This is a genomic window from Paenibacillus sp. FSL F4-0125 (genome assembly GCF_038008565.1).
Classification (GTDB): Bacteria; Bacillota; Bacilli; order Paenibacillales; family Paenibacillaceae; genus Paenibacillus_AQ.
This window is the reverse complement of the sequence record NZ_JBBOZJ010000001.1, coordinates 5,894,476-5,919,616: the sequence shown is the minus strand read 5'-3', so window position 1 is coordinate 5,919,616 and position 25,141 is coordinate 5,894,476. Positions and strand designations below refer to the sequence as shown.

Sequence of the window (25,141 nt, the reverse complement as noted above, 5' to 3'; positions counted from 1 at the left end):
TCCTGGAACTAAGGAGGATTGTGATGGACATCAAAATTAAGAATTATTATTATCTGATTGCTGGCGTTCTTGCGATACTGTTTGCCGTTACGCACGCTATGAACGGGCAATCCGTTGTACTGCCGACGCTCTTTGTGAATGATATAGCCGTGGATACACAGATAATATTTAGGTATGTCTGGCACATAATCACTGCAGAGAATCTGGTCTTCGGTATTGTATTCATTATCCTGTCATTGCAAAGCGAGCGATCGAAGAATCGGTCTGCTGCATGGACGATCGCGTCACTTCTGCTCGTTCGTCTGATGGTTATTCTCGGCATAACAGCATTTTATGATGTTTCGGCACTTACGGATACGTTAATCGATTCGATTGCCATCCTAATCTATGTCGCATTTATCATATTGGGCACAAGAATGAAGGAAAAAAAGTTCGGAGGTCAATCGTAACAAACCAGTAGGAAGGTTTGAAGAACTAAACTGCATTTCATCACTGCCAGTGATTTGCAACACGCTAAAGGTGAACGATAGCTCCGTGACAACAGGCAGTTTACACGTAAGGTTATAATAGAATATGCCTTTCTTTTAAGGAACAATCCCAACTATAAATAGCATTAAACCAATTTATTGTTTTCTTTCAGAAAGAAAGAAAAAGCTATAGGACATGGAGTTGTGGAAGTATATCTTGATTTGTAACCTTAATCCGACTGGATTTGGTCCTAAATTAATTAAATGTTGTTATTATCTGATACAGGAGAATGTAAATATGAATTTAAAAGAAGTGTGTGAAAGTATTTGTTTACCAGATCAAATGAAAAGAAAAGTGCTTGACTTTGCTGGCGGATTTGATGAGAAAACAATTAAGCCTCTTTCTGCTGCTCTGTATGATCCGTCTGCCTGGGAAAAGGGAGTTAAAGAACTAATAGACGTTCTGGGAGAGGATCCGAATGGGAGCAAAATGCTCTCTTTTATGCTTGTACATGCAGTAAAGGCACATAAGGAATATGAAAAAAGAGGAATTAGCGAGACAATTTTTACGGATACGATGAAGTTTTGTACCAGATTCATTATGGAACATTACAGTGTGTATGGGACATATGCATTCACGTGGGGATGGTGGTTTCCTAGACAGATTTCACTTCATGAATTCCGAATCGGTGTACTTGAATATGAAATGATTGAGCAGAAAGAAAGGAAATTAATAAATATACATATCCCTGCTGACGCAGATATGAGGCGAGAGAGTTTGCGGAAGTCATATGAGGATGCTAGGGAATTTTTCGCAAAATATTATCCGGAGTATGGTCAGTCGGATATGGTATGTGATTCCTGGCTGCTTTCTCCAGTCCTTGCTAAGCTGTTGCAAGAGAGCTCAAATATAGTCGGTTTTCAGAAGGCATTCGACTTGATGCGTGTTGATGATGCGAATGACAGCTCTATCAGATGGGTTTATGGAAGAACTGATATTCCAATACAAGAACTTCCGGAACATACATCCTTACAGAAAAAAATCAAGGTTCGTCTGATGGAAGGCGGCAGCATTGGCGCAGCCTACGGAAGACTGCACGAAGATCCCTGGAAGGATTAATGGGAGAGAGGTTAAGTATTAACTTCAAAGGTGATTTGTTAAATTCAGACTGTATTGAAACAGCATCATTAAGATAACGGAGAACGTTAGTGTAAGGAATGGCGCTGCGATTTTCGATGATTTATTTGACTGGTAATGCATTTCAGGTATTCTTAAGTGATCAAGATCAAATCGATTTGCTCACGACCTTTCACAAACATTTCCAATGGAATCTTTGCATTCGAAGCCCGTAACCGGATGAAACGGAGTTATCCTTTCAAGAGGAGACAGAATGGCGATCAGGCACACAATGTTACGATGCTAGCCAGCACATCATGCATTGGGTCACGATACGCTACATTCTTTATTAAAACGACACGGCTTTCGCGTCGAACATCAATATGCTGACTGGGATAAAAAAGCCGTTCTCTCCGTCATCTTCATCTAATATTAGCGCTTGTAGGAAATGTTAGAAGAGACATAATACATGCAATAGAAAAAATCCCCTCAGGTCGAGGGGGTTTTTGATGATCCTAAGTTTAACAAACTTTTCGCACTAATAATTCAGATCGGTCCGAGGGACATTCGTTTTCTCCACCCATGCGAGAAGATAACGGCTGAGATAAAATATAGGATTCCTCCTTAACCTACATGCAGATAGCTCGTCTTGCACGGATTACAGATCCGGAGAACCGACGTTATGAAAAGTTGCACCCTTTTACCCCGTTGGATATGATTATCTAACGGGGTGTTTTTTGTACAAACTACGCCTATACAAACGGCGATTTTGAGGTTAGGAGTGATCAACATGGAGGTTTTTACAGAATATTTAACGCAAATTGATAACCCGCAGCATCGGGAACGAATGGAAGAGGTGTTGGGTTGGGTAACTAAGAAATTCACAGAACTAAAACCAAAAATTGCGTGGAATCAACCTATGTTCACCGATCACGACACTTATATAATTGGCTTTAGCGTATCCAAACAACATATGGCTGTAGCACCTGAAATTGCAGGGATTAATCATTTCTCTGATGCAATTGTGCAGGCTGGATATGATCACACTAAGCAGTTGTTACGGATCCGGTGGGATCATCCGGTTGATTACTCATTGCTTGAGCAAATGATCGAGTTTAACATTATGGATAAGGCAGACTGTACAACGTTTTGGCGAAAATGAAAATATAAAAAAGCTACAGATTTACTAGTGATATGAATATCATAAACCACGGATTAGTCTCAATGATGAAAACATCATCGGGACTTTTTTTAGTTGTTTTTGTCGATTCCTTAATTCTTCCTTAGCGGATCATTAGCAAACATGCTAATATAATGACTGAAAAGGTTGAAAACCCTTACTTTTTCCGGATAGGGGCGATCATTCCTTGCTTATATGACGAAGAGGGGAAGAGACTGCATGCGGCGGATACTATTAATGTTAAAGTTAAATACGCTGCGAAATCAAATGTTGCTTGGTTTTCTCGCCGTCATGCTCATCATTCTAACGTTCGTTGGAGGGATTACGTTCCATTCGGTCTCGACGCTACTCAAGAACAATGCGGAGAAGCATATTCAGCAAACTGCGATTCAGGCTAACGGCCGTTTGGAAAGCGTTCTCGAACAGATTAATTCTCTGACGACGCTGGTATCTACCAACGATTATATCCAGCAACTGCTTTTACGGGATATAGAAGGTCATCCCGCTACCTTTACAGAGCGGCAAGCGCTGCCATCTATTATCAATCTGGTCCAAATCTATACGGACGGCATTAAATCTGTGGAGCTTTACAACAAAGACGGAGTGAGGCTGTATCCGCTCGATGGCAGCACCCTCAGAGATAAGGTACCGGAGGATTGGGTTGAAATGGCGACGAGTAAGGAAGGAGGCCTCGTCTGGTTCGGTATCGATCCGCAAGATTCCACTTCGCTTGTGGCGATCAGGCAGATCAGCCTTATCGATCGGCATTTCATGACAGGCGGGTATTTACTCATCCGCTCAGACCGTGACAAGTTTGCGCTTAAGGGTTCCCTGTCCGGGGAGGGAGACGGAGAAACGGTGTTGCTCCTTGCTCCTGATGGCCAGTTCATCACGTCCAACGATGACACTATTTCGCAAAAGACAGCAGCAAAGCTGGTGGAAGAATCCGACGATCAGATCGCTTCTATCGGCAAGCAGTCCTTTATCGTCGTCAAACAGCGATCTTCCGTAACGGGATGGACATTACTCATCTTAACCCCGGTTAACGTCATTACGAAGGGGATATCGGTCTTGCGAACGACCATCGTCGTATCGGCTTTGATGGGTACCTTGTTATTCACCTTACTTTCATTTTTCCTGTCAATTCTTATTACGAGACCCGTATTCAAGTTGATCAAAGCTATGAGAAGTACTCGTCTAGGTATTCTGAAGCCTATCGATAACGTATCTTCCACTATGGAAATTCAGGAACTGAATTATTCCTATAACAAAATGGTTGATAATATCAACGAGCTGATCCAGTTAGTTTATGAGAAGGAGTTATCCCGGAGTCATACGGAGTTAAAAGCACTTCAAGCACAAATTAATCCGCATTTTTTGTTTAATACTCTGGATGTTCTGTACTGGTCGCTGCTGGATAAGGATGAAGATCAGCTAGCGGAGTACGTTGTCGCCATGTCTGATTTATTCCGCTATACTATCACCGGTTCGAGTAAAGGGGGATGGGTGAAGTTACATGATGAGCTGGAGCATGTAAAGCGATATTTGCTTATTATGAAGATGCGATTTGAAGATCGCTTGGAGTGGGAAATTGTTGCTCCTTCTGAATTTTCGAATGTGGAGTTACCTCGATTGTTACTCCAGCCGCTCGTGGAAAACGCTGTATTACACGGGGTCGAGAGCAAGATTGAACCGGGATGGATAAAGCTAACGGTCGCTGGAGACGAAGAATGGATCACCATTACGGTGGAAGACGACGGGATGGGAATGGACGAGGAGATGCTGCGCTCTCTTGTGGAAGGGCTAGAAAGCGGGAAGGTGTCTTCTTCTAAAGATTCCGGCGTTGGAATTGCCAATGTGCATAGAAGGCTTCAACTGTTTTTTTCAGGAAAAAACGAACAGGGTGCAGTAATGACCATAGATAGCCGTAAGGGTCAAGGCACCCGTATAAACATTAAAATTCCTGTCCGAGGAGACATAACGCCATGAGAAGCCGAAAGATTCTTATTGTCGACGATGAACCAAGATCAAGAGAAGGAATGAAGAAAATACTTGAGGTGTGGGCAGCCGGTCAATATGAGATCCTTACGGCAAGCAATGGGATCTCCGCTATAGAAATTCTGGAGGAGACACCGGTGGAACTTATGATAACGGATATCCGCATGCCGGGAATCAGTGGTCTTTCTTTAGTTAGTCAAATAAGGGATAAAAAGATACAGCGTCAGCCATCCGTTATTCTCATCTCCGGTCATGCGGAGTTCGAGTATGCTCAACAAGCGATCCAGTTGTCCGTAGTGGAATATTTGCTCAAGCCAGCTAGCCGGGAAAAGCTGATCGCATCTGTGGAGGATGCCCTGAAGGCAGGGGAAGAGCAGGAACATATCGGCTTCATGCGGAAGATGGCCGATCCGCAATTAATGGCCATAAGAAATGAAGAAGCCACATTAAGTGACCCGGTTCGCCAGGCGATAGACTATGTGGAAATGCATATAGAGGAGGCGATCAGCCTTCAGGAAGTAGCTGGGCTAGTACATCTGAATGGGAGTTATTTCAGTTCCCTTTTCAAGGAGCAATGCCAGATGAACTTCAGCGAATACGTCGCCCGCAGAAAATTGCAGAAGTCGAAGGAATTATTACTGAAAACAAATCTGCCCATAGCGGAAATTGCAAGCCTTACTGGTTACCAGACTGTTAAGTATTTCAACAAGCTGTTTAAGGAGTACGAAGGAATGAGTCCAGGGCAGTATCGTTCTTCCATGAGGAATGGTATAGAAGCGAATATCCAATAATGGCTTGGCAAGGGGGGGATATCTACGAAGAGAATCGGTTTATACAGTACACTTTTCTTAACATTATTGATGATAACAACAGCTTGCAATGGGGACCAAGGGAATAGCACCAAGAGCGACGGCGAGAAGATCACTTTGAAAATGATGCATCTGTGGCCGGATAGCAATAACTCCGCGCAAAACAAAATGGTGAAAGCAATCATCAGAGAATTTGAAGAAGCTAATCCGAATATCACCATCAAGACGGAAGTTCTTGAAAATGAGCAGTATAAAAGCAAACTGAAGGTGCTTGCCGCATCTAACGATCTACCGGACATCGGATTCACCTGGGCGGCAGGCTTTATGGATCCTTATGTTAGAGGAAGCAAGTTTGCAGCCGTGGACGATCTTTTACAGGATGAGTTGAAGGGAAAATTCGTAGCCGGTACGACGGAGGGATATTCCTTTGATGGGAAGACATATGCTCTTCCTGTCGAACTGAACATAGTCCCAGTCTATTATAATAAAGAAATATTTTCAGAATTTAATTTACAGCCTCCCCAGACCTTGGATGATCTCAAAGCGATCATTCGAACACTAAATAACAATGGTATAACCCCCGTTACTCTTGGTGGCAAGGACGGTTGGCCGGCTTCCTTCTGGTACATGTATCTAGCTGATCGTATTGGGGGACCCAACCTGATGGATAAGGCTGTTGCGGATCAGGACTTCACAGACCCTTCCTTGCTAGAGGCGGCAAGACAAGTACAAGAGCTGGTAAACTTAAATACATTCATCAAAGGTTACAACGGATTATCCAATGATGAAGCCAAGGTACAGTTCATGAATGGAAAGTCAGCCATGTTCGTAACAGGGACTTGGGAGCTGCCGGATTTTACGACCACTACGGATATAGCCCAAGAATTTAAAGTCAACATCGGTTATTTCAAGTTCCCGATAGTTGTAGGCGGCAAAGGCAACGTGGATGATTGGGTCGGTGGTCCAGGTACTGGATTGTTCGTTTCCAAGAATTCTAAGCATGCTCTCGAAGCCAAAAAATTCGTCAGCTTTTTCGTTCAAAAGTGGGGAGAGCATTCTGTTGTCAATGCTGGCGTAATCCCGGCTACCAAAGTAGATACTGCGACCATCAAGCTACCGCAAATGTTCATTGATCTTTTAAACGAGTTAAATAAGGCTAATAAAGTAACTCTTTATCTGGATACACAAATGAAACCGGTCGCTTCTACTATACACATGAACCAGATTCAGGCATTGTTCGGCGAAGCAGTCACGCCAGAAGAATTCATTAAGAAGCAGGATGATGCGCTAAAAGCGGATAAGTAATGATCAAAAATATAAACAGATAATGGAGACGCCAAGGTACAGATGCCTTGATGTCTCTTTTTTTTTGCGCTCTATAGAACTGAATCTAAAAATAGTGGAAGTTTTCCTAAAGAGGGTGTCCTTATGCTAGAGAATCATAGGCTCTATAATTATGTATGCGGTTACATAAAACCGAGGATCAATATAAAAGGGGAGGCAAAGTATGAAAAGTATGAAACGTAGTTTAGTGGGGATCTCTACATTGCTCGTGATGTCATCTGCTCTCGCAGCATGTGGTGGGAACTCAAATTCCAACTCAACTAGCCCAAGTTCAGCGCCTGCACCAGCAGCCAATACTACCGAAGCTCCAGCAAAAGGAACAGGTGAGAAAGTCACCATCAATCTTTGGAGCTTTACGGACGAAATTCCTAACATGACTAAGAAGTATCTGGAAATCCATCCTGACGCAAATGTAGAGTTCAAAACTACAGTTATCGCAACCACTGACGGAGCTTATCAGCCTGCTCTTGATCAGGCTCTGACAGCTGGAGGCAAAGATGCCCCTGACATTTTTGCAGCTGAATCAGCATTCGTGCTCAAGTATACACAAGGCGACGCCTCAAGCTATGCAGCTAACTATTCTGATATAGGCCTGGATGACCAAATGGTTAAAGACGCTGGCATCGCCCAATACTCGGTTGACATCGGTAGTCTAGACGGTAAATTGAAAGCCCTCGGCTATCAAGCGACTGGCGGCGCTTTTATCTATCGCCGCTCCATTGCGAAGGAAGTTTTTGGAACAGATGATCCAGCCACCATCAAAAATGAAATTGGACCAGGCTGGGATAAATTCTACGATGCAGCTGCGAAGCTGAAAGCTAAAGGATACGGCATCGTTTCCGGTGACGGAGATATCTGGCATCCAATCGAGAACAGCTCGGACAAGGGCTGGCTTGTTGATGGTAAGCTTCATATCGATCCGAAGCGCGAAGAGTTCCTGGATCTCTCTAAAAAGTTGAAAGACAATGGCTATCATAACGATACGACAGACTGGACGGAAGCATGGTATGCGGATATGTCCGGTACCGGCGCCCAACCGATCTTCGGTTTCTTCGGTCCTGCTTGGCTCATCAACTACGTGATGAACGGTCAAGTGAAAGACACGAATGGCGACTGGGCGGTTTCCGAACCACCAACAGGCTTCTTCTGGGGTGGCACTTGGCTGCTTGCCAACAAAGACGTCACCAAGGATGAGGCCAAGAAACAGGCTGTTGCGGACTTTGTGAAGTGGGTTACACTCGACACCTCAGAAACGGGACTCCAATATTACTGGGCTAACGGTACCATGAAGGAAGGCGAGCAAGGTACCAAGGACAGCGTTGCATCCTCTGTTGTGATGTCGAAGTCAAACGGTGAAGTTCCACTGCTCGGTGGTCAAAATATGTTCGATGTGTTTGTACCGGCCAATGCAAACGCTTCAGGTAAGAACTTGACCCAGTACGACGAAACAATCAACAAGCTCTGGCGTGATCAAGTACGTGAATACACTGCGGGCAACAAGGACCGTGCCAAAGCGATCGAAACCTTTAAGCAACAAGTCAAAGACCAACTTGGCATTGAAAGCGAATAAGAAGGATTCGGAGGGGCGGGGGAGTAATCCCGCCCCTTCATATCAACTAAAGAGGTGAGAGCATGCGCCGCAAAAATGTGAACTATTCGAAATACGGTTATATTTTTACCTTCCCGTTTGTCCTTGCATTTCTGATTTTCTCACTGTATCCCATTTTATATACCGCAGTCATTGGATTCACCGATATGAAAGGAATCATACCAAAACCGATCCATATTCTTGATAATCCTTTTCAAAACTTCAAAGATCTTCTCTTTGATAATCCCTCGTTCCGGAAGTCTTTATTCAATACCGGATTGCTCTGGATTACTAACTTCGTTCCCCAGATGCTTCTCGCGCTCTTGCTAACCGCATGGTTCACGAATAAGCGTCTCAACATAAAGGGACAAGGCTTGTTCAAGATTCTGCTCTATATGCCTAATATCATCACTGCTAGTACGATTGCCGTGTTGTTCAGTACTTTATTCGCCTATCCGATGGGTCCTGTAAACAGTTTGTTTCAAATGTTGGGATGGACAGACGCTCCAGTGTTCTTCCTGCAGGATAAGTCGACAGCACGGGGCATTGTCGCGTTCATCCAGTTCTGGATGTGGTACGGCAATACCATGATCGTCCTGATCGCTGGCGTTATGGGTATAAATCCTGCGCTCTTCGAGTCCGCATCGATTGATGGGGCGAACGGGTTTCAAACCTTCTTCCGCATCACACTGCCGAGTCTGCGTACGATATTGCTGTTCACATTGATTACATCTATGGTGGGTGGTTTGACCATGTTCGATATTCCGCAATTATTCCTTGCAGGCGGACCGGATGATTCTACGCTTACCACGTCCATGTTTATCTATGGGCAAGCATTCAAGGGCAGCTATATGTACAATCGTGCTGCAGCAGCGAGCATGATCATGTTCTTGATTTCGGCGATATTGGCTGGAATCCTGTTCTATGTGATGCGTGACCGCGATGCGTCAAGACTTAAAAAAATAGAAAAGCAAAAGTATAGAAAAGCTGCTATAGCAGCCCGTGAGGGAGGCGTAACACATGGCAAATAATCAGAAAAGCGGAACCGTTAACCGAAAGATAAATAAGACGATTATCTATGTGGTTTGCATCTCTTTGGCGGTACTTAGTATTCTGCCGTTTTGGGTCATGTTTGTAAATGCCACACGCTCTACACCGGAAATCCAAAGTGGTCTTTCACTGCTTCCTTCGAGCCACATGATGAGCAATCTGCAAGTATTGCTCGATAAGAGCTTTGATCCGCTTCAAGGGTTCATGAATTCATTCATTATTGCCAGTTCTGCAACCCTCTGCACAGTCTATTTCTCGTCCTTGGCGGCCTATGGGCTCGTAACCTACAGCTGGAAGCTGCGGGGGCCATTCTTTACCTTTATCATGTGCGTGATGATGATTCCTTCCCAGGCAAGCGCTATCGGATTCTATCAGTTCATGTATAAGTTACATTGGACCAACAATTTTCTTCCGCTGATTCTACCAGCGATTGCTGCACCGGCGGTAGTGTTCTTTATGCGCCAATACCTTCTTGCAACTCTGTCGATAGAGATCGTGGAAGCTGCGCGCGTAGATGGATCTGGAGAGTTCTTTACCTTCAACCGGATCATCTTACCGCTGATGATGCCAGCAGTAGCAACACAAGCTATCTTTGCCTTTGTAGCCAATTGGAACAACCTGTTCATGCCGCTGATATTGCTAACGCAGAAGGAGAAATACACCATGCCGATCATGGTAAGTTTACTCCGAGGTGATATCTACAAGATGGAGTTCGGTTCGATTTATATGGGGCTGGCTTTAACAGCTTTACCGCTGTTTGTGGTTTACTTTTTGTTATCCAGATACATTATTGCGGGCGTAGCACTCGGAGGCGTCAAAGAATAACCTCGGCTGCTGGCTTCGAATAAGGGCAGCACCGTGGAAAGAATTTATTCCAATCTAGGCCTGTTGATTAGCTAAAAATACCCTGAAAGAGACTTGTTGTACCTTTTTGGCTAATCAACAGGCGTAATCTCAATGAGGAGGAGAATCCTATTATGGCAACCCCAAATGAGCCGTTAGTTACCCATCTCTATACAGCCGATCCCTCCGCTCATGTATTTGAGGGCAAGCTGTATATTTACCCGTCCCATGATATCGACCATGGTGGACCTACAAATGATAATGGTGACCAATATGCGATGGAAGATTATCATGTGTTTTCCTTGGAAGATCCTACATCCCCCTGTGTAGATCACGGAGAGGCGCTTCATCTTCGGGATGTGCCTTGGGCTTCGAAGCAAATGTGGGCGCCAGATGCCGCATACCGGCATGGGACATATTATTTGTTTTTCCCGGCCCGGGATAAGGAGGGGATCTTCCGCATCGGAGTGGCTACGTCAGCCTCACCATCGGGTCCTTTTCAGGCTCAAGAAAGCTATATAGAAGGTAGCTTCAGCATCGATCCCGCTGTATTCGTGGACGAGGATGATAGATCCTATATGTATTTTGGCGGCTTATGGGGCGGACAGTTAGAAAAGTGGCAGGACGGTATTTTTCAGCAAGATGCGGTAGAAAAGGGCCCAGAGGAGCCGGCTTATGGTCCTTGGGTGGCTGAGCTGAGTGAAGACATGCTGGCATTTAAATCTGCCCCTCAGGAAATCATTATTACTGATGAAGAGGGAAACTCAATTCTTGCGGGTGATGAGGACAGGAGGTATTTCGAGGGTCCATGGATGCACAAGTATCAAGGGAAATATTATCTCTCATACTCCACGGGCACAACCCATAAGATCGTCTACGCGGTAAGTGACAAGCCTTGCGGACCCTTTGTCTTCCAAGGGACGATCCTGAATCCAGTCATCGGCTGGACGACCCATCATTCCATCGTGGAATTTAACGAGAAATGGTATTTGTTCTACCATGACGCATCTCTGTCTGGCGGCGTAGATCATAAACGCAGTATGAAATTTACAGAGCTTCATTATGAGGAAGACGGCAGAATCCGGCCGGTAATACTCTAATTGAAGGTAGAGCCTCCCTTTTTATAGGGTGTATTATGAAATTACTTAAGGATGTCTTGGAGCTAATACTTCAGAGACATCCTTATTTGTTGTTTTATATTTCGTCAGGGCGCTATGATTTTAGAAGGTAAAAAGCATCATCTAATATTGTATTCATTTTGTAGGGCTATCGCTCTATGGATCGCAGATGTATAATCATGGAATAAAACGCAAAGGATTTGAAGCAATGAAATTTTATCTGGTTATTATTCAAGTCTTATATTTATTATCTCTAATTCCTTGGTTCGTAATTTGGGGATTATCCTTTATGGTTTTTGACAATGGGATCTCAGCATGGGGAATATCAATAATGATAATTGTTTCATTGTATCCAGTTGCTGTTGTTATTTGTTCGATTTTATCTTGGTTCTTTAGGGTTAGATTTAAATCTTTAACTATCTTTTTTATTAGTGCTATTCCGTTATTGTGGGTGATTACGCTAGGAGCTATATTAATTGGTTATTGAAGTACAAACTGACCGCTAGCTTTGTATTTGTTGTTTTTAGTATCCCATGTAAAAGTACCATGGACTAAACTATATCCGCCTTCTGTTGCGTACTTTTTCCAGTATTGATGGAATCGGCCCTTTTCATCGATTTCAGCAGAATAGTCAGCCATAAATTGTAGCTTATTAACTAATGTTCCTTGTTCTAAACAATATACATAGACTTGGGTATTGGAAGGCAAATAGTCTACAACATTTTTAGAATTAACTAAAAATAAATTTCCGGAGTCCGTAAGTATTATGCTTTCGTCTTTTTTGTCCCCGTTCAGGTCTGCTGTTTTAATGAGGCGTATGACTTCCTTTGGATATTTTTTCAGCAGGATAGACTTTGCATCATTAGACTCAGAATACTATAGGCGGTTATGAAGGGGCAATGATTGAATAGAATAAAACCTTGCCTTCTATATATATTGAGGTTATTATGGATTCGTGAAGTCTTTAATTATAACGAAGTGAGGTTCGTTCTTTTTTTGAGACTATAATGGATAATATAAGTCTTTAATATCTTTAATATAAATTGAAAAGCGAAAGGGAGAATAGAAATGACTTATGATTGTGTTATTATCGGAGGAGGACCGGCAGGTCTAAATGCTGCTCTGGTGCTAGGCAGGGCAAGAAAAAGTGTGGTTGTTATTGATGAAGGACGCGCACGTAATAGGGTTACTCGAGAAACGCATGGTTTTCTTACTAGAGATTCCATAAGTCCAAGCGATTTTAGACGAATTGCGAAGGAGCAGATAAGTGCCTATCCATCCGTTACTTTTGCGGAAGATACCGCTATATCGATTACGGGAACCGATGGTGATTTTCAAGTTACGACTGTTCAGGGTCAGACCTATCGAAGTAAAAAGCTGCTCTTTGCGATAGGCATGAAGGATCTTCCGATGGAAATTAAGGGGCTCTCAGATGTGTATGGCAAAAGCGCCTTTATCTGCCCTTATTGTGATGGTTGGGAGCTAAGAGATCAGCCTCTTGTAGTAATTGTTAAGGGAGGCGATGCAACGCATATGGCCCAAGTGATATCTGGTTGGACGAATAACATTACCATATGTACTAATGGATCTGATGACTTGACGAATGCACAATGCGAGGAACTTCAACAACATAACATTCCGGTCTATGATTTGCCGATTCAATCGATCGAATCTGACAATGGTATGGTACAGCAAGTTGTGCTGAAGGATGGTACTAGCATCGTATGTACAGGGATATTTTTCAGACCAAAGCTAATGATCGGATCAGATTTGCCGCAAGCCATCGGTTGCGAGATCACAGAAGCTGGAACAGTTATTGTCGATAATCTCGGTAAAACGAACGTTCCAGGCGTTTATAGTGCCGGTGATGCAGCAACACATCTTCATCAAGCCATTATTGCCGCTTCTATGGGTTCCTTAGCTGGGGTGGGCATTAACAACGAACTAAATGAAGAGGAATGGCGTAACATCTGATGCTATTGTACAAAATAGTCTAATTCATTTATTCCCTTGAGCTGAACTTACATCCAGATTAATATAGAAACTATATTTGTTCTGAGAGGGGTAGTTTAAAATAAAAGTTGGATTCCTAATTATTGATATGCAAAACCTTTTCTTACACGATCATATGGAGAAGTTAAATGTAAGCCAGGCTTGTGAATACATTAATCATGTGTCGGGGTTACTTCGTGCAAAAGACCAAATTGTCGTTCATATAAAAGACGTGGAAGGGGCAAACGCAGATACGGATCCAGAAGCAAGAAATATTATTCCGGAAATTACAGTGTTACCTACGGATATCCAGATAGAAAAAGAGTTCTCTAATGCTTTTTGGAAAACAGATTTGGAACAACTTCTACGTGAACATGGTGTTGAATTCATCATCGTTGCGGGCTTCGCCGCAGAACATTGTGTAACCTTTACTATTAACGGTGCACAAGAAAGAGGCTTTCAAGCAGCCCTTTTACAGAAGGCAATCCTGAGCACACGGCCAGATGCTATTACCTCGATTTACCGTGATCGGCATATGATCTCTTACCCGGTGATCGAATTTTTAATGGAGACCATTGCTTGAGATTCTACTAACAGAAGCTATTGTTTATAATTGGAGTTACGTATTAGATAACTAATATGTAACTCCATTTTATAATTGTAAAAAATACATATGGAGGTAATTAAGTTTGAGTACTCACTACTATCTCAGTTGGTTTAATAATTTTTTTCCAGAGAAGCTGGTCCATTGTTTGCATGAGGATATACAAGACAGAAAATCACTTGTTATGATTAGCGCTGAACCGTCTGGTTATACAGGTGAGCAAATTAACATTGATGATGTTTCTGAATGTACATGGTTAAATCAGGCTAACATTATTTTTGATGAATATCATTTCATTGATTACCGCATGCAGAAGGAAGATGCTCAGCGATTAATTCACAACGCTTCTGTCATTTTTTTATGCGGTGGAGATCCTGTTTTACAAAACGATTTTTTGGCCGATTATAAATTATCAAATGTTATTAAGAACAGCAATGCCGTTATAATGGGTGCCAGCGCCGGTGCGATAAACATGGCTGCAAAATGGTTATGCTTGAAAAACACTGGCAATGAAGTTGAAACAAGTACTATTTATGATGGTATTGGCTTTGATCATTTTGCCTATGAATCTCATTCTAAACGCAACTACGCTACGTTTGTTCAAGGTTACCTGTTCCCCTTGTCTGAAGAGATTGATGTTTATGCGGCAGAACAGGAGAGTGCAATGCGTATAAAGGACGGGAAAATAGAAATAATGGGTCCTGTATATTTAATCTCCCACTCAAAGATTCAGAAATTGGTTGAGACGCTCTAATTAGGCTTACAGCGAATCATCTCAGGTTTTTAAAATCCCCAGGACTTATTGTTGGGCAAAAATGATAAATTTTTAAGACCGCCTTCAATGGCGGTCTTTCTATGTCCGGCAGATGCTAGCTGCCCATTTTATTGAAGTAAGGGGCAGGATAACACAGTAATTTCACGAATAAGACGCTATAAGAAATCAGCGAGAAACTATAAGGAGCAGAAAACATGAAATGCCCTCACTGTAACAACGAATTAATTGAACTTCCTTTATGTTACGGAAGTGAAGCACCCTATTACTTTTACACTGTACCAGAAGAGAAAAGAACAGAATTAATTAGAGATTTTTGTGTAATTGATGAACGGCATTTCTTTATTAGAGGACATATCGAAATACCAATAATTGATAGTAAAGAGAAATTTATATGGAGTGTTTGGGTTTCTCTTAGTGAAGAAAACTTTTTGAAATCTAATGAATTACTGCACGTAGAAGGAAGGGAAACTGAAAAACCTTATTTTGGTTGGTTATCGACTGAACTTTCAATATATCCAATAACTACATTATCGTTAAAGACAATGGTACATACACAAGAAGTTGGAGCTGTTCCGTTAATCGAATTAGTACAAACGGATCATCCACTTGCAGTTGAACAAAGAGAAGGAATTACAATGGCGAGAGTTAAAGAAATTGCTCATTTAATAAATCATAGTCTGTAAGAGAAGAATTTGAAAGAAAGTATGGTCGAAAAAGCTGCCGTGCCGACAGCTCATAAAATCGTATCTACGCCGCGTCGCGCTCTCCTTGGTCTGCTAAGGGGTTTCGGTGAAACGTAATCAGCAGACAACCCCGCAAGGCTAAATCCATTGGACTCGGTGCGTAATGTCGATTAAGCTAGCGGGGCACATTAGTGGAATAGCGGTTGCTTCGGCAGCCTTTTTTTTTATTTATTCAACTAACGGGCAGGTTAATGAAACCACACAGTTTTCTTAAACGTATAATCATTATTCAATTTTTTTCCAATATTGCTCATACAGAGGTGAACTTGACTGGAGCATTTTTATGACTTGGTTCAATTGGCGTTCTCGATCGCTCTCATCTATTCCTTAGTGTCAATTCCATTCACCTATTTTTCTACACAAGAGATTCACTGGGGTTATGAAATTGCTCCAGCCGGTTTAACTTGGTTTGTGGCTGTCAGACTGTCACAACCGAGCAGCATTCTGCGGTGGATAGTACGTACTACCAGACGAAGAGAAGCACCTAATGAAGAAGACCATAGTCCTTCCCCACATTGATATTCCATACTTTCAATTAGGGAGGACAACGATGAAAAAGATTTTGTTGTTTCAAAAATGGGCCAAGCCCATTCTCGTCATGTTGATTGGAGTTATTCCGATCATTGTGCTCAGCGGGTGTTCGACAGCATCCCATTCAAACTCGATTAATGCCGATTCAGCAGGGGTATTTAACCACTTTTTTATTTATCCATTTTCGATCTTGATCAAATTCTTTGCGAATGCATTTCACGGAAACTACGGATTATCGATCGTGCTGATGACTTTCATCATCAGACTCGCGATCATGCCGCTCATGATGAATCAAACCAAGAAACAAATGGACATGAAAGAAAAGATGGCCGTCCTCCAACCGGAGTTAACTGCACTTAAGGAGAAGTATAAGAACGACGTCAGTGCGGATGCAAAAAAACAACAGCAAGTCGAGATGATGCAGCTCTACCAGAAGCATCAATTTAATCCCTTAAATATGGGGTGTTTACCGATGCTTCTCCAATGGCCGATCACCCTCGCATTTTACTACGCCATTCGTCGTACCCCAGAGATTGCAGCGGACGATTTTCTGTGGTTTAGCTTGGGGAAAACAGATATGATTTTGCCGCTTATTGCCGCTGCGGTGTATTACGTTCAGTTCCGCGTGTCTCAATCCGTTTCAGCGCAGTATCAGCAAAATCAAAATAACCAAATGGCTTTCATCGGATTGTTGTCACCGATTATGATGGGTGTATTTTCTTTTCAGATGCCCGCCGCGTTACCATTATATTGGGCAGTTGGCGGTATATTCATTATCGTGCAAACGATCATACTCAATAAAATGTACACGAAGCCAAATGTAGCGAGTAAAAACTTACCCACCGGTGTAGAAGATTTATAAAATTGAACCAGGTCATAAAACAATACTAAATACAAGGCATCTGAGGCGCGACCTCAGATGCTCTGTTTTTATGTTGGCGGCTCGTTAACGGGGAACATAGTTCAACATAATGAGAAAAGTGAAAGGGCCATCCCACAAAAGGATGGCCCTAAAACTTACCGTTACAGACAGCGCGGAGAACCGTATCATAAATAACGATTAAGCTAATGGGAAACTATAGCTCAATAACATCAGAACGAAGCTGCCGACTTGAATCGGCAGCTTTGTTCTGCTAACGGGCAGTTTTGTACAAGAGAAAATGATAAGCTGGAATAAACACTTGCAGTACTGATGGGAGAAAAAGGTGAATATATGGATTCAAATGAACTAAAACCTTTAATGAACAACACAAAATGGGAAGAAATAAGACAAGCAATGCTCAACTATGCCTTTCCAACCAAATGGAGAACTAAAGACATTGATACTGGCTATATCAGCCTTTGGGATGGAGATTGGTATTACCATTATTCAGATGGTGGCTACAAATTTATTGAGTGGTTAGAAATTCATGCTGAAGATGACTTGATAAAAACTGATTTAATTCAATTCCTGGAAAAAATACATGTTCCAGGTGAAGTAACTACCGACTCCATCATAATTTATGGATATAACAAAACTAATGAATTCATTGATTATATTTGAATAAATACAAATTACACTTCAGTTAATCCATTATCTATACATATTTTTAAGAGTATATTGAGGTAAATTAAAGTAATTATTCACTTTGATAAATCCGAAATTGCTATGTCGGTATTATTTTATGGCTTCTTAAGGATTGCAAATCCATCGAAATATGGGAGCTTAAAACAGATGTTGTGCCATAGTTAGTTTTATGAAAGGAAGGTATAGGGTGAGCATTTATTACGCTTCAAGCAAAGAGGATATCACTAAGGATGCACTCCAAGAGTTATTTCTTTCGGTAGAATGGGAGTCTGGCAAGTATCCAAACGAGCTTTTACAAGCAATCGGAGGGTCTCATTCAATTGTTACCGCTTGGGAAGGAGGAAAGCTTGTCGGTTTAATAAATGCTTTGTCAGATGGTGTTTTAACGGTATATTTTCATTATATGCTTATTAATCCGAGTTATCAGAGTATCGGTATAGGTAAGGAAATGATGAATATAATGCTTGATAGATATAAAGGGTGTAAAACAAAAGTATTAATTTCTTATCCTTATGCAGTGGATTTCTATAATAAATTTGGCTTTAATACAGAGGATGGAGCTACACCAATGTTTATCTCAGAGTTGATATGATTGATGGTATGATTTTCGTATACAAATAATTACATAAATTAAATCCTTAAAAAAAGGGGATGAGCAATACGGCAAATATCGAGCACTTACAGACCGTGAATGTTCCAGCTTCAACGGTCAATCATTCTTCGTCAGATGAAATGGGTGGAAGTGACCTCATTTTATCGCGTATGTAATTATAACTGGGCTATTTTTTTGTACAGTCTTAAACAGTATTGCGAAGAAGGCGAGGGTCTTCCGTATCATAAACGGAAGTTTTAGAACCATTGAAAACACGGATGGGTGAATAAAGTACATGATCCCGAGAACTGATTTCGGAAGTACTGGGTAAGTTCGAAGAAGTTGTCACCCAAGTCTTGATAATCATTCGTTCAACAAACGGGAAACTATAGTTCTATAAATAGCGGTAGTTTTAAATTTTTTAAAATGCCTTGAACAACTGTTGAATGAAAACGATTGAACTTTTGAAATTATACCACTAAATTTATATATTTTTAGCCTAAAAGATGCATTGACCCGGAAAAGGTTGGAGCCTATAATCATAAACAGGGAAAATTCATTAGATATAGAGCTATCTGTAACCTGAGGATTTCTCAACAGCCCTATTTGTAAACGCATACAATGAGGTTTTTCCATGTTTTCTTAGAAGGAGGAGATTGTATAAGTTTGATTGTTTCTTTTTTTCTCATTTTTGCAAACGTTTGCACAACGGAATTTGCACTTAAAATTAATGAGGAGGTTATTTATTTGGTACGTAAACAATCTAGGCGGTTTGTTTCTTGGTTGATCATTTTTTCGCTTATCTTTAGTTTATTCGGTTTATCCGGCGGGGCTTCAGCCAGCAACACTGATTATACAGTCTCTTATACGAACTCCACAGCATCTGCTGTAACACTACATTGGACCACGAATAACTGGACGAATATTACCGACACGGTCATGACTAAAAATGGGACCACATTTACGGCCAACCTCAATGTTCAGGAGGGCGCCACACTTATATATTGTTATCACATCACAGCCCCAACGGATAGTTGGGACAGCAACGGAGGGAAGAACTGGACGGTTGTTATTCCGGTTGCTGGGAAATACGAAGCTGAGAGCGCAGCCTTGTCAGGTGGCGCAAAAATAAATACGAATCACACCGGATATACTGGTACCGGTTTTGTTGATGGATACACAACCGCAGGAGCAACAACCGCCTTTAACGTTCAGTCTTCCGATGCAGGTGACTATAACGCAACGCTCCACTATGCCAATGCGACGGGCAGTGCCAAGAAAGTTTCTATTTATGTGAATGGAGTAAAGGTAAAGCAGACCACTTTAGCGAACTTGGCAAACTGGGATGCATGGGGGGACCAAACAGAAACGCTCTCCTTACAAGCAGGCAATAATACGATCGCTTACAAATATGACTCGGATGATACTGGGAATATAAATATCGACTATGTAACTCTTTCAAACGCGCCAACACCAACATCTACCGCAACTCCTACACCAACTGCAACTGCAACTGCAACTCCTACACCAACGCCAACACCAACGCCAACACCAACGCCGACCGTAACACCAACTCCTACACCAACGCCAACGCCGACCGTAACACCAACGCCGACCCCAACCCCAACCGCAACTATGACGCCGACCCCAACGCCAACTTCGGCTGGCTTAACAGTTCATTTTAAGAAACCAGCAAATTGGAGTTCAACGATCCGAATTCATTACTGGAATCTGAGTCCGTCAACGGTTCCAACAAGCGGAGCTTGGCCAGGAATTCTGATGAAATCGGACGGAAACGACTGGTACAGCTATACTATTGCCAATGCCGCCGGCACAAGCCTTATCTTTAATGATGGCAACGGCAAACAGACTGCTGACTTGTCCCGCAGTGTAAAAGAGGGCTGGTATTCTTCAGATAACGTATGGTATGACGCTAATCCGGAAATTCCGAAGATTCCTGTGATTTCAGTCTCTCCTACGCCGAAAACATATGATTCTGCTCAAACTGTGAAGCTCTCCAGTATCAATACTGGCGATAAAATCTACTATACGACAGACGGGTCGACCCCTACGACAGCTTCTACCTTGTACACGACACCAATTCAAGTAGCCTCTACTACAACTATTAAGGCTTTTGGTGTTAACTCCTTAGGTCAAGCAGGCAGTGTAGGCACTTTTGCTTATGTCATTGACCTAAATCTCGACCTGCAAGCCCCAACCATAACAGCTAATCTACCTGTTGGGAATTCAAGCTCTGCGGTTACCGTCTCTTTTAATATAAAAGATAACAAAGCAGCAACGACCACAGCATATTACACAGATAATGGTACGGAACCAACTACTAGTTCAAATCTCTATATCTCTGGCAATGCTTTAACTGCTCTGGCAGGACCGTCCATTCTTATTAATAAGACGACGACACTGAAATTCTTGGTGGTCGACGGTGCCGGAAATGAAACGAAACAGAGCTTTGTCTATACGATTGGAAATAAAGGCGATTTCCGTGAAGACACCATATATTTCGTGATTACTTCACGATTCTATGATGGTGATCCGAGTAATAACGTGCATTCATGGGAGGATGCCAAGGCAGGCAATCCGGATTTAGACCCAGCTTGGAGAGGTGACTTTAAAGGACTGATTCAAAAGCTCGACTACATTAAAGCGCTCGGATTCAGTGCTATTTGGATTACCCCAGTTGTGCAGAATGCCAGCGGGTATGATTATCATGGCTATCATGCGATTAATTTTTCCAAAGTAGATCCAAGGTATGAGTCAGCAGGAGCTTCTTATCAGGAATTAATTAATGCAGCTCATGCCAAAGGGATAAAGGTTATTCAGGATGTTGTTGTGAATCATACCGGTAATTTTGGGGAAGAGAATCTGTTGCCTATGTTCAAGAAAGATCCGACTGCAGCGGACACCGTAAATAACATGCTTGAAATTACGGATAAACTGCCAGCTAACTATGATACGATGACCCCTGATCAGCAATATCAGGCCAGACTCGCAATCATGAAAAATGCGGAAACCAACAATAACATGTATCATACTGAAAAAAGTCTTTCCTGGGAATCTTACACTGTACAGACAGGACAGATTGCAGGAGACGCCGTAGACTTGAATACGGAAAACCCTGTAGTGAATCAGTATCTAATTGACAGCTATAATCAGTATATTGATATGGGTGTTGATGCTTTCCGGGTCGATACTGTGAAGCATGTGAGCCGGTATATTTTTAACAAATACTTTGTTCCTGCTTGGAAAACAAGAGGGGGCTCAAACTTCTTTGTCTTTGGTGAAGTGGCTACTCGGTACAGAGATGTATGGAATAGTGGAATTCCGGCAATATCGACTCCATTCTATACTTGGAAAAGCTCGAAAGCCTATCCGGGTGACGGACAAAATGACTACGCTTCCAACAAGCTGTCAGTAGAACAAGAGTGGGCAGATAACTCTACTACAGCGGGGCAACCAACCTCAAATAATGCTTTTTTAATAGGCAATAATTATCATGCACCTGACTATTCGATGAAATCGGGTATGGATGTTATTGATTTCCCAATGCATTGGGCATTCAAGACTGCACAGGAAGCATTCAGTATGAAGAGCGGTGATCAGTACTATAACGATGCTACTTGGAATGTAACTTATGTTGACTCTCATGACTATGCACCTGACCAAGCCCCTGAGAATCAACGATTTGCAGGGACTCAAGACACTTGGGCTGAGAATCTCTCGCTGATGTTCACCTTCCGGGGAATACCTGCGATCTATTATGGTTCTGAAATCGAGTTTAAAAAAGGATCAGTCATCGATGTAGGTCCAAATGCACCACTTAGCTCAACAGGGCGTGCTTACTTTGGAGATCATATTGAGGGTAGCGTTACGGTTCAGGACTACGGTAAGTATACAAATGCTACTGGTACACTTGCCGATTCATTGAACTATCCTTTGGCAAAACATATCAGACAACTCAATTTAATCAGAAGAGCTGTTCCAGCCTTGCAAAAAGGCCAGTATTCCACAGAAAATGTATCCGGTGATTTGGCGTTTAAAAGAAGATATACCGACAGCGCAAAAGGTATTGATAGCTTTGCGTTAGTTACGATCTCAGGAAATGCGACATTTACCGGAATTCCGAACGGAACTTACGTGGATGCGGTGACTGGCGATACCAAAAACGTTACTAACGGTACAATCACTCTGATATGCTCCGGAAAAGGAAACGCTAGAGTGTATGTATTGAACGGTAGCGGTGGAATTGGAGTAACCGGAACCTACCTGAAGTAGAATAAAGTCTTTTAGTAAAAAGAGAAGAAGCAACCTCAGTTCGGATTATTCACCGATCTAAGGTTGCTTCTTCATATACAACTTAATCATTTAATCCTTTTCCATCCAGAATTTGAGGCATCCATTTCTCAACTCTAGACACACGGGTTTTGGATTGCTTGGGTTCTGAAAAATGATGAAGGTATGCTCTTTGCCGACCGGGCGTCAAGGCTTCAAAAGCATTTTTCAAGGCAGGTATTTCATTAAGTTTAGTTTGAAATTCATCAGGAATGATGAAATCTGTATTCTTTTTAAATTCCACTTCCAAACCAGCTTTTTCAACTTCGATGGCTTCATAAATATATTCTTTTATGATGCTTTCTTTTTCAAGGATCTCTTGAACATTGGTGAACCGGATCTGGCGTGCTGCTTGTACATTCTCCGTTTGTTGAATCAGAATCCCATGGGTATCCTTTAATAAGACACCTTTATGAAACAGCAGTGCAATATATTCTTTAAATCCATGGATTAAGACTATGTTTTTGTTCTCAAACGTGTAACAAGGATGCATCCATTTAAAGTCTTCGGTCAACTCACAGTCAAGAATGATATTTCTCAACGTCTCGTATTCTTCCTGCCACTGTTTTACTTTTCTTAAGAATCCGTCCACCTTAGCGTTGGTTCTGCTATTTGTCATTAAGGAACACCCTTCTTCCTCGTAATTATATAAAGCTTTCTATTTGCTTAGCTTGTCCCTTTTGCGGTTGATCTAATTGCATAGTTTGCATACAGACACTAGTATAGCTAACATAATATTAGATGTCTCATATGGAAATGGCTAGTAAAACTTATGTTAGCGAGGTATTTATGAATACAATTACCGTCGATTTAGTTGCAAGATTAATTAATGAACAATTTCCCGCGTGGTCCGATTTAGAGATTAGACCAGTAAAATTCAGCGGGAATGATAATCGAACGTTTCATTTAGGTGAGCATATGAGCGTGAGGGTACCAAGTGCAGCAGCTTATGCTCCACAAGTAGAGAAAGAGCAACTATGGTTGCCCATATTAAGTAAAGAACTCACGTTACCTATTCAAATACCATTAGCCAAAGGGAAGCCTAACGAAGAATATCCATTGCCGTGGTCTATCAATAAGTGGGTAGAGGGTGAAACATTAACGTACCAAAATATTAATAATCTTAATCAGTTTGCAAGAGATTGGGAGCATTCTTAATAGAGTTACAATCTATTGATGCTAGTGGAGGACCTTTAGCAGGAGAGCATAATTTCTATAGAGGTGGAGCTTTAGCTGTATATGATGAAGAGTCTAGACATGCGATTGAGCATAATAAAGATATTTTTAATGAGAAGCTATTGAGAGGAATTTGGGAACTGGCATTAGCTTCTAAATGGAATTCCAAGCCAGTTTGGGTTCATGGAGATATTGCCCCAGGGAATTTACTAGTTAAAGATGGAAAGTTGTGTGCAGTCATTGATTTCGGAATCTTGGGTGTAGGCGATCCTGCTTGTGATGCGGCAATGGCATGGACCTTTTTTGATGAGGATAGCAGAAAGGTGTTCAAGGATGTATTACAGATGGATGAAGAGACTTGGAATAGAGCAAGAGGATGGGCTTTATGGAAAGCTTTAATCACATATAATGGAAATCGATATTCTACCCCAAAGGTAGCGAGGGAATCCTTAGAAATAATTAATCTCATAGCAGATGACTTCGAATTGTAGAAATTGCCCTACATAAAACGTCTAAACTAACCCATACTAGTTCATAAGTATGATAATTTATGAACATTTAGCGACTGACAACGATTATCATATTAGAATTATTATAAATAACTTGACAGGCCTTAATTTGGTTAATTATAATAATTACAAATAGTATTCAGATATGTGATGTTTGCAGATTTGAATATTGTATCCACAAAAAATAAAACTTAAAGGAGATTTAAATAATATGTCACTTATCGGAACAGAAGTCCTACCATTTAAAGCAAGCGCATTTCAAGATGGGAAATTCATCGATGTTACAGAAGAAAACTTTAAAGGTAAATGGAGTGTAGTTTGCTTCTACCCAGCTGACTTTACATTCGTATGCCCAACTGAACTTGAAGATCTGCAGAACCAATATGAAACCCTGAAACAACTGGGTGTTGAAGTATATTCCGTTTCCACAGATACTCACTTTACACATAAAGCATGGCATGAAAGCTCTGCAGCCATCGGCAAGGTAAAATACATTATGATCGGCGATCCTTCTCATGTGATTTCCCGCAACTTTGATGTTCTGATCGAAGCTGACGGTCTTGCTGATCGTGGTACATTCATCATTGATCCAGACGGTATTATCCAAACCGTTGAAATTAACGCTGGTGGTATTGGTCGCGATGCTAGCGCACTTGTTAACAAAATCAAAGCAGCGCAATATGTACGCAATCATCCAGGTGAAGTTTGCCCAGCAAAATGGTCCGAAGGTGCAGAAACGCTTAAACCAAGTCTCGATCTTGTAGGTAAGATTTAAGGAGCGAAAGCTA

Annotated in this window: 22 protein-coding genes and 1 pseudogene; 20 read left to right on the top strand and 3 right to left on the bottom strand. The window is 41.8% G+C overall.

All coding sequences use genetic code 11. The features are described from left to right. The first annotated feature begins 23 nt into the window (after nt 1-23). From NST74_RS26310 to NST74_RS26265, 10 genes are all read left to right on the top strand, one after another. On the top strand, nt 24-449 hold the full coding sequence (locus NST74_RS26310; RefSeq protein WP_170880365.1) for a hypothetical protein: 426 nt from the start codon (nt 24-26) through the stop codon (nt 447-449). Between the two features lie 316 nt (nt 450-765). Then, the gene (locus NST74_RS26305; RefSeq protein ID WP_341115300.1) at nt 766-1,587 is read left to right on the top strand and encodes an acyltransferase domain-containing protein; all 822 of its coding nucleotides are present in this window, start codon (nt 766-768) and stop codon (nt 1,585-1,587) included. Between the two features lie 787 nt (nt 1,588-2,374). Beyond that, nucleotides 2,375-2,746, top strand: a complete 372-nt coding sequence (locus NST74_RS26300) for an iron chaperone (protein WP_341115297.1) — start codon at nt 2,375-2,377, stop codon at nt 2,744-2,746. 255 nt (nt 2,747-3,001) lie between these two features. Then, complete coding sequence (locus tag NST74_RS26295) at nt 3,002-4,753, top strand: sensor histidine kinase (protein WP_341115295.1); 1,752 nt, start codon at nt 3,002-3,004, stop codon at nt 4,751-4,753. Beyond that, nucleotides 4,750-5,553, top strand: a complete 804-nt coding sequence (locus NST74_RS26290) for a response regulator transcription factor (protein ID WP_341115292.1) — start codon at nt 4,750-4,752, stop codon at nt 5,551-5,553. Before NST74_RS26295 ends, NST74_RS26290 begins: the two co-directional genes overlap by 4 nt. A 69-nt stretch (nt 5,554-5,622) precedes the next feature. Then, nucleotides 5,623-6,876 (top strand): extracellular solute-binding protein, encoded by a 1,254-nt coding sequence (locus tag NST74_RS26285; protein WP_341115290.1) that lies wholly within the window; start codon nt 5,623-5,625, stop codon nt 6,874-6,876. 202 nt (nt 6,877-7,078) lie between these two features. Next, complete coding sequence (locus NST74_RS26280) at nt 7,079-8,485, top strand: ABC transporter substrate-binding protein (RefSeq protein WP_341115288.1); 1,407 nt, start codon at nt 7,079-7,081, stop codon at nt 8,483-8,485. Between the two features lie 62 nt (nt 8,486-8,547). Beyond that, nucleotides 8,548-9,534 (top strand): carbohydrate ABC transporter permease, encoded by a 987-nt coding sequence (locus NST74_RS26275; protein ID WP_042131139.1) that lies wholly within the window; start codon nt 8,548-8,550, stop codon nt 9,532-9,534. Next, on the top strand, nt 9,524-10,378 hold the full coding sequence (locus tag NST74_RS26270; RefSeq protein WP_042131138.1) for a carbohydrate ABC transporter permease: 855 nt from the start codon (nt 9,524-9,526) through the stop codon (nt 10,376-10,378). The genes NST74_RS26275 and NST74_RS26270 overlap by 11 nt, the downstream gene beginning before the upstream one ends. Nucleotides 10,379-10,530: 152 nt before the next feature. Continuing rightward, nucleotides 10,531-11,496, top strand: a complete 966-nt coding sequence (locus NST74_RS26265; RefSeq protein ID WP_341115285.1) for a glycoside hydrolase family 43 protein — start codon at nt 10,531-10,533, stop codon at nt 11,494-11,496. A gap of 498 nt (nt 11,497-11,994) precedes the next feature. Here the strand turns inward: NST74_RS26265 and NST74_RS26260 are convergent, their stop codons facing one another. Next, nucleotides 11,995-12,153, bottom strand: coding sequence for a hypothetical protein (locus NST74_RS26260; RefSeq protein ID WP_341115283.1), 159 nt, complete (start codon nt 12,151-12,153; stop codon nt 11,995-11,997). A gap of 429 nt (nt 12,154-12,582) precedes the next feature. On the opposite strand from NST74_RS26260, the gene NST74_RS26255 reads away from it, so the two are divergent. The 4 genes from NST74_RS26255 (at nt 12,583) to NST74_RS26240 (ending at nt 15,568) form a co-directional block, all read left to right on the top strand. Then, entirely contained in the window at nt 12,583-13,488 is a 906-nt protein-coding gene (locus tag NST74_RS26255; RefSeq protein ID WP_341115281.1) for an NAD(P)/FAD-dependent oxidoreductase, read from the top strand. Between the two features lie 100 nt (nt 13,489-13,588). Further along, nucleotides 13,589-14,089: a cysteine hydrolase family protein gene (locus tag NST74_RS26250; protein WP_341115984.1), complete on the top strand. Its 501-nt coding sequence runs from the start codon at nt 13,589-13,591 to the stop codon at nt 14,087-14,089. A gap of 106 nt (nt 14,090-14,195) precedes the next feature. Next, nucleotides 14,196-14,864: a Type 1 glutamine amidotransferase-like domain-containing protein gene (locus NST74_RS26245; RefSeq protein ID WP_341115279.1), complete on the top strand. Its 669-nt coding sequence runs from the start codon at nt 14,196-14,198 to the stop codon at nt 14,862-14,864. 215 nt (nt 14,865-15,079) lie between these two features. Next, on the top strand, nt 15,080-15,568 hold the full coding sequence (locus tag NST74_RS26240; protein WP_341115277.1) for a DUF2199 domain-containing protein: 489 nt from the start codon (nt 15,080-15,082) through the stop codon (nt 15,566-15,568). Between the two features lie 437 nt (nt 15,569-16,005). Here the strand turns inward: NST74_RS26240 and NST74_RS26235 are convergent, their stop codons facing one another. Beyond that, complete coding sequence (locus NST74_RS26235) at nt 16,006-16,155, bottom strand: hypothetical protein (RefSeq protein WP_341115275.1); 150 nt, start codon at nt 16,153-16,155, stop codon at nt 16,006-16,008. Between the two features lie 23 nt (nt 16,156-16,178). Between NST74_RS26235 and yidC the strand changes: the two genes are divergently transcribed. From yidC to NST74_RS26215, 4 genes are all read left to right on the top strand, one after another. Next, on the top strand, nt 16,179-17,021 hold the full coding sequence (gene yidC, locus NST74_RS26230; protein WP_042132504.1) for a membrane protein insertase YidC: 843 nt from the start codon (nt 16,179-16,181) through the stop codon (nt 17,019-17,021). Nucleotides 17,022-17,351: 330 nt separating this feature from the next. Beyond that, nucleotides 17,352-17,702: a DUF6678 family protein gene (locus NST74_RS26225; protein WP_341115272.1), complete on the top strand. Its 351-nt coding sequence runs from the start codon at nt 17,352-17,354 to the stop codon at nt 17,700-17,702. Nucleotides 17,703-17,913: 211 nt separating this feature from the next. Then, entirely contained in the window at nt 17,914-18,318 is a 405-nt protein-coding gene (locus NST74_RS26220) for a GNAT family N-acetyltransferase (protein WP_341115269.1), read from the top strand. 747 nt (nt 18,319-19,065) lie between these two features. Then, complete coding sequence (locus NST74_RS26215; protein WP_341115267.1) at nt 19,066-22,611, top strand: alpha-amylase family glycosyl hydrolase; 3,546 nt, start codon at nt 19,066-19,068, stop codon at nt 22,609-22,611. An 82-nt stretch (nt 22,612-22,693) separates the two neighbouring features. Here the strand turns inward: NST74_RS26215 and NST74_RS26210 are convergent, their stop codons facing one another. Next, nucleotides 22,694-23,287, bottom strand: coding sequence for a YdeI/OmpD-associated family protein (locus NST74_RS26210; protein WP_341115265.1), 594 nt, complete (start codon nt 23,285-23,287; stop codon nt 22,694-22,696). Nucleotides 23,288-23,457: 170 nt separating this feature from the next. Here NST74_RS26210 and NST74_RS26205 point away from each other — a divergent pair. Then, nucleotides 23,458-24,335, top strand: a pseudogene (locus tag NST74_RS26205) (aminoglycoside phosphotransferase family protein). Between the two features lie 229 nt (nt 24,336-24,564). Further along, nucleotides 24,565-25,128 carry an alkyl hydroperoxide reductase subunit C gene (gene ahpC, locus NST74_RS26200; protein ID WP_042131127.1) on the top strand — a complete coding sequence of 188 codons (564 nt, stop codon included), beginning with the start codon at nt 24,565-24,567 and terminating at the stop codon, nt 25,126-25,128. Nucleotides 25,129-25,141: the final 13 nt, after the last annotated feature.

Bases quoted from the DNA above. Each gene is read 5' to 3' on its own strand.
- NST74_RS26310 (WP_170880365.1), top strand. From the start codon at position 24: ATGGACATCAAAATTAAGAATTATTATTATCTGATTGCTGGCGTTCTT.
- NST74_RS26305 (WP_341115300.1), top strand. From the start codon at position 766: ATGAATTTAAAAGAAGTGTGTGAAAGTATTTGTTTACCAGATCAAATG.
- NST74_RS26300 (WP_341115297.1), top strand. From the start codon at position 2,375: ATGGAGGTTTTTACAGAATATTTAACGCAAATTGATAACCCGCAGCAT.
- NST74_RS26295 (WP_341115295.1), top strand. From the start codon at position 3,002: ATGTTAAAGTTAAATACGCTGCGAAATCAAATGTTGCTTGGTTTTCTC.
- NST74_RS26290 (WP_341115292.1), top strand. From the start codon at position 4,750: ATGAGAAGCCGAAAGATTCTTATTGTCGACGATGAACCAAGATCAAGA.
- NST74_RS26285 (WP_341115290.1), top strand. From the start codon at position 5,623: ATGATAACAACAGCTTGCAATGGGGACCAAGGGAATAGCACCAAGAGC.
- NST74_RS26280 (WP_341115288.1), top strand. From the start codon at position 7,079: ATGAAAAGTATGAAACGTAGTTTAGTGGGGATCTCTACATTGCTCGTG.
- NST74_RS26275 (WP_042131139.1), top strand. From the start codon at position 8,548: ATGCGCCGCAAAAATGTGAACTATTCGAAATACGGTTATATTTTTACC.
- NST74_RS26270 (WP_042131138.1), top strand. From the start codon at position 9,524: ATGGCAAATAATCAGAAAAGCGGAACCGTTAACCGAAAGATAAATAAG.
- NST74_RS26265 (WP_341115285.1), top strand. From the start codon at position 10,531: ATGGCAACCCCAAATGAGCCGTTAGTTACCCATCTCTATACAGCCGAT.
- NST74_RS26260 (WP_341115283.1), bottom strand. From the start codon at position 12,153: ATGGCTGACTATTCTGCTGAAATCGATGAAAAGGGCCGATTCCATCAA.
- NST74_RS26255 (WP_341115281.1), top strand. From the start codon at position 12,583: ATGACTTATGATTGTGTTATTATCGGAGGAGGACCGGCAGGTCTAAAT.
- NST74_RS26240 (WP_341115277.1), top strand. From the start codon at position 15,080: ATGAAATGCCCTCACTGTAACAACGAATTAATTGAACTTCCTTTATGT.
- NST74_RS26235 (WP_341115275.1), bottom strand. From the start codon at position 16,155: ATGGAATATCAATGTGGGGAAGGACTATGGTCTTCTTCATTAGGTGCT.
- yidC (WP_042132504.1), top strand. From the start codon at position 16,179: ATGAAAAAGATTTTGTTGTTTCAAAAATGGGCCAAGCCCATTCTCGTC.
- NST74_RS26225 (WP_341115272.1), top strand. From the start codon at position 17,352: ATGGGAGAAAAAGGTGAATATATGGATTCAAATGAACTAAAACCTTTA.
- NST74_RS26210 (WP_341115265.1), bottom strand. From the start codon at position 23,287: ATGACAAATAGCAGAACCAACGCTAAGGTGGACGGATTCTTAAGAAAA.
- ahpC (WP_042131127.1), top strand. From the start codon at position 24,565: ATGTCACTTATCGGAACAGAAGTCCTACCATTTAAAGCAAGCGCATTT.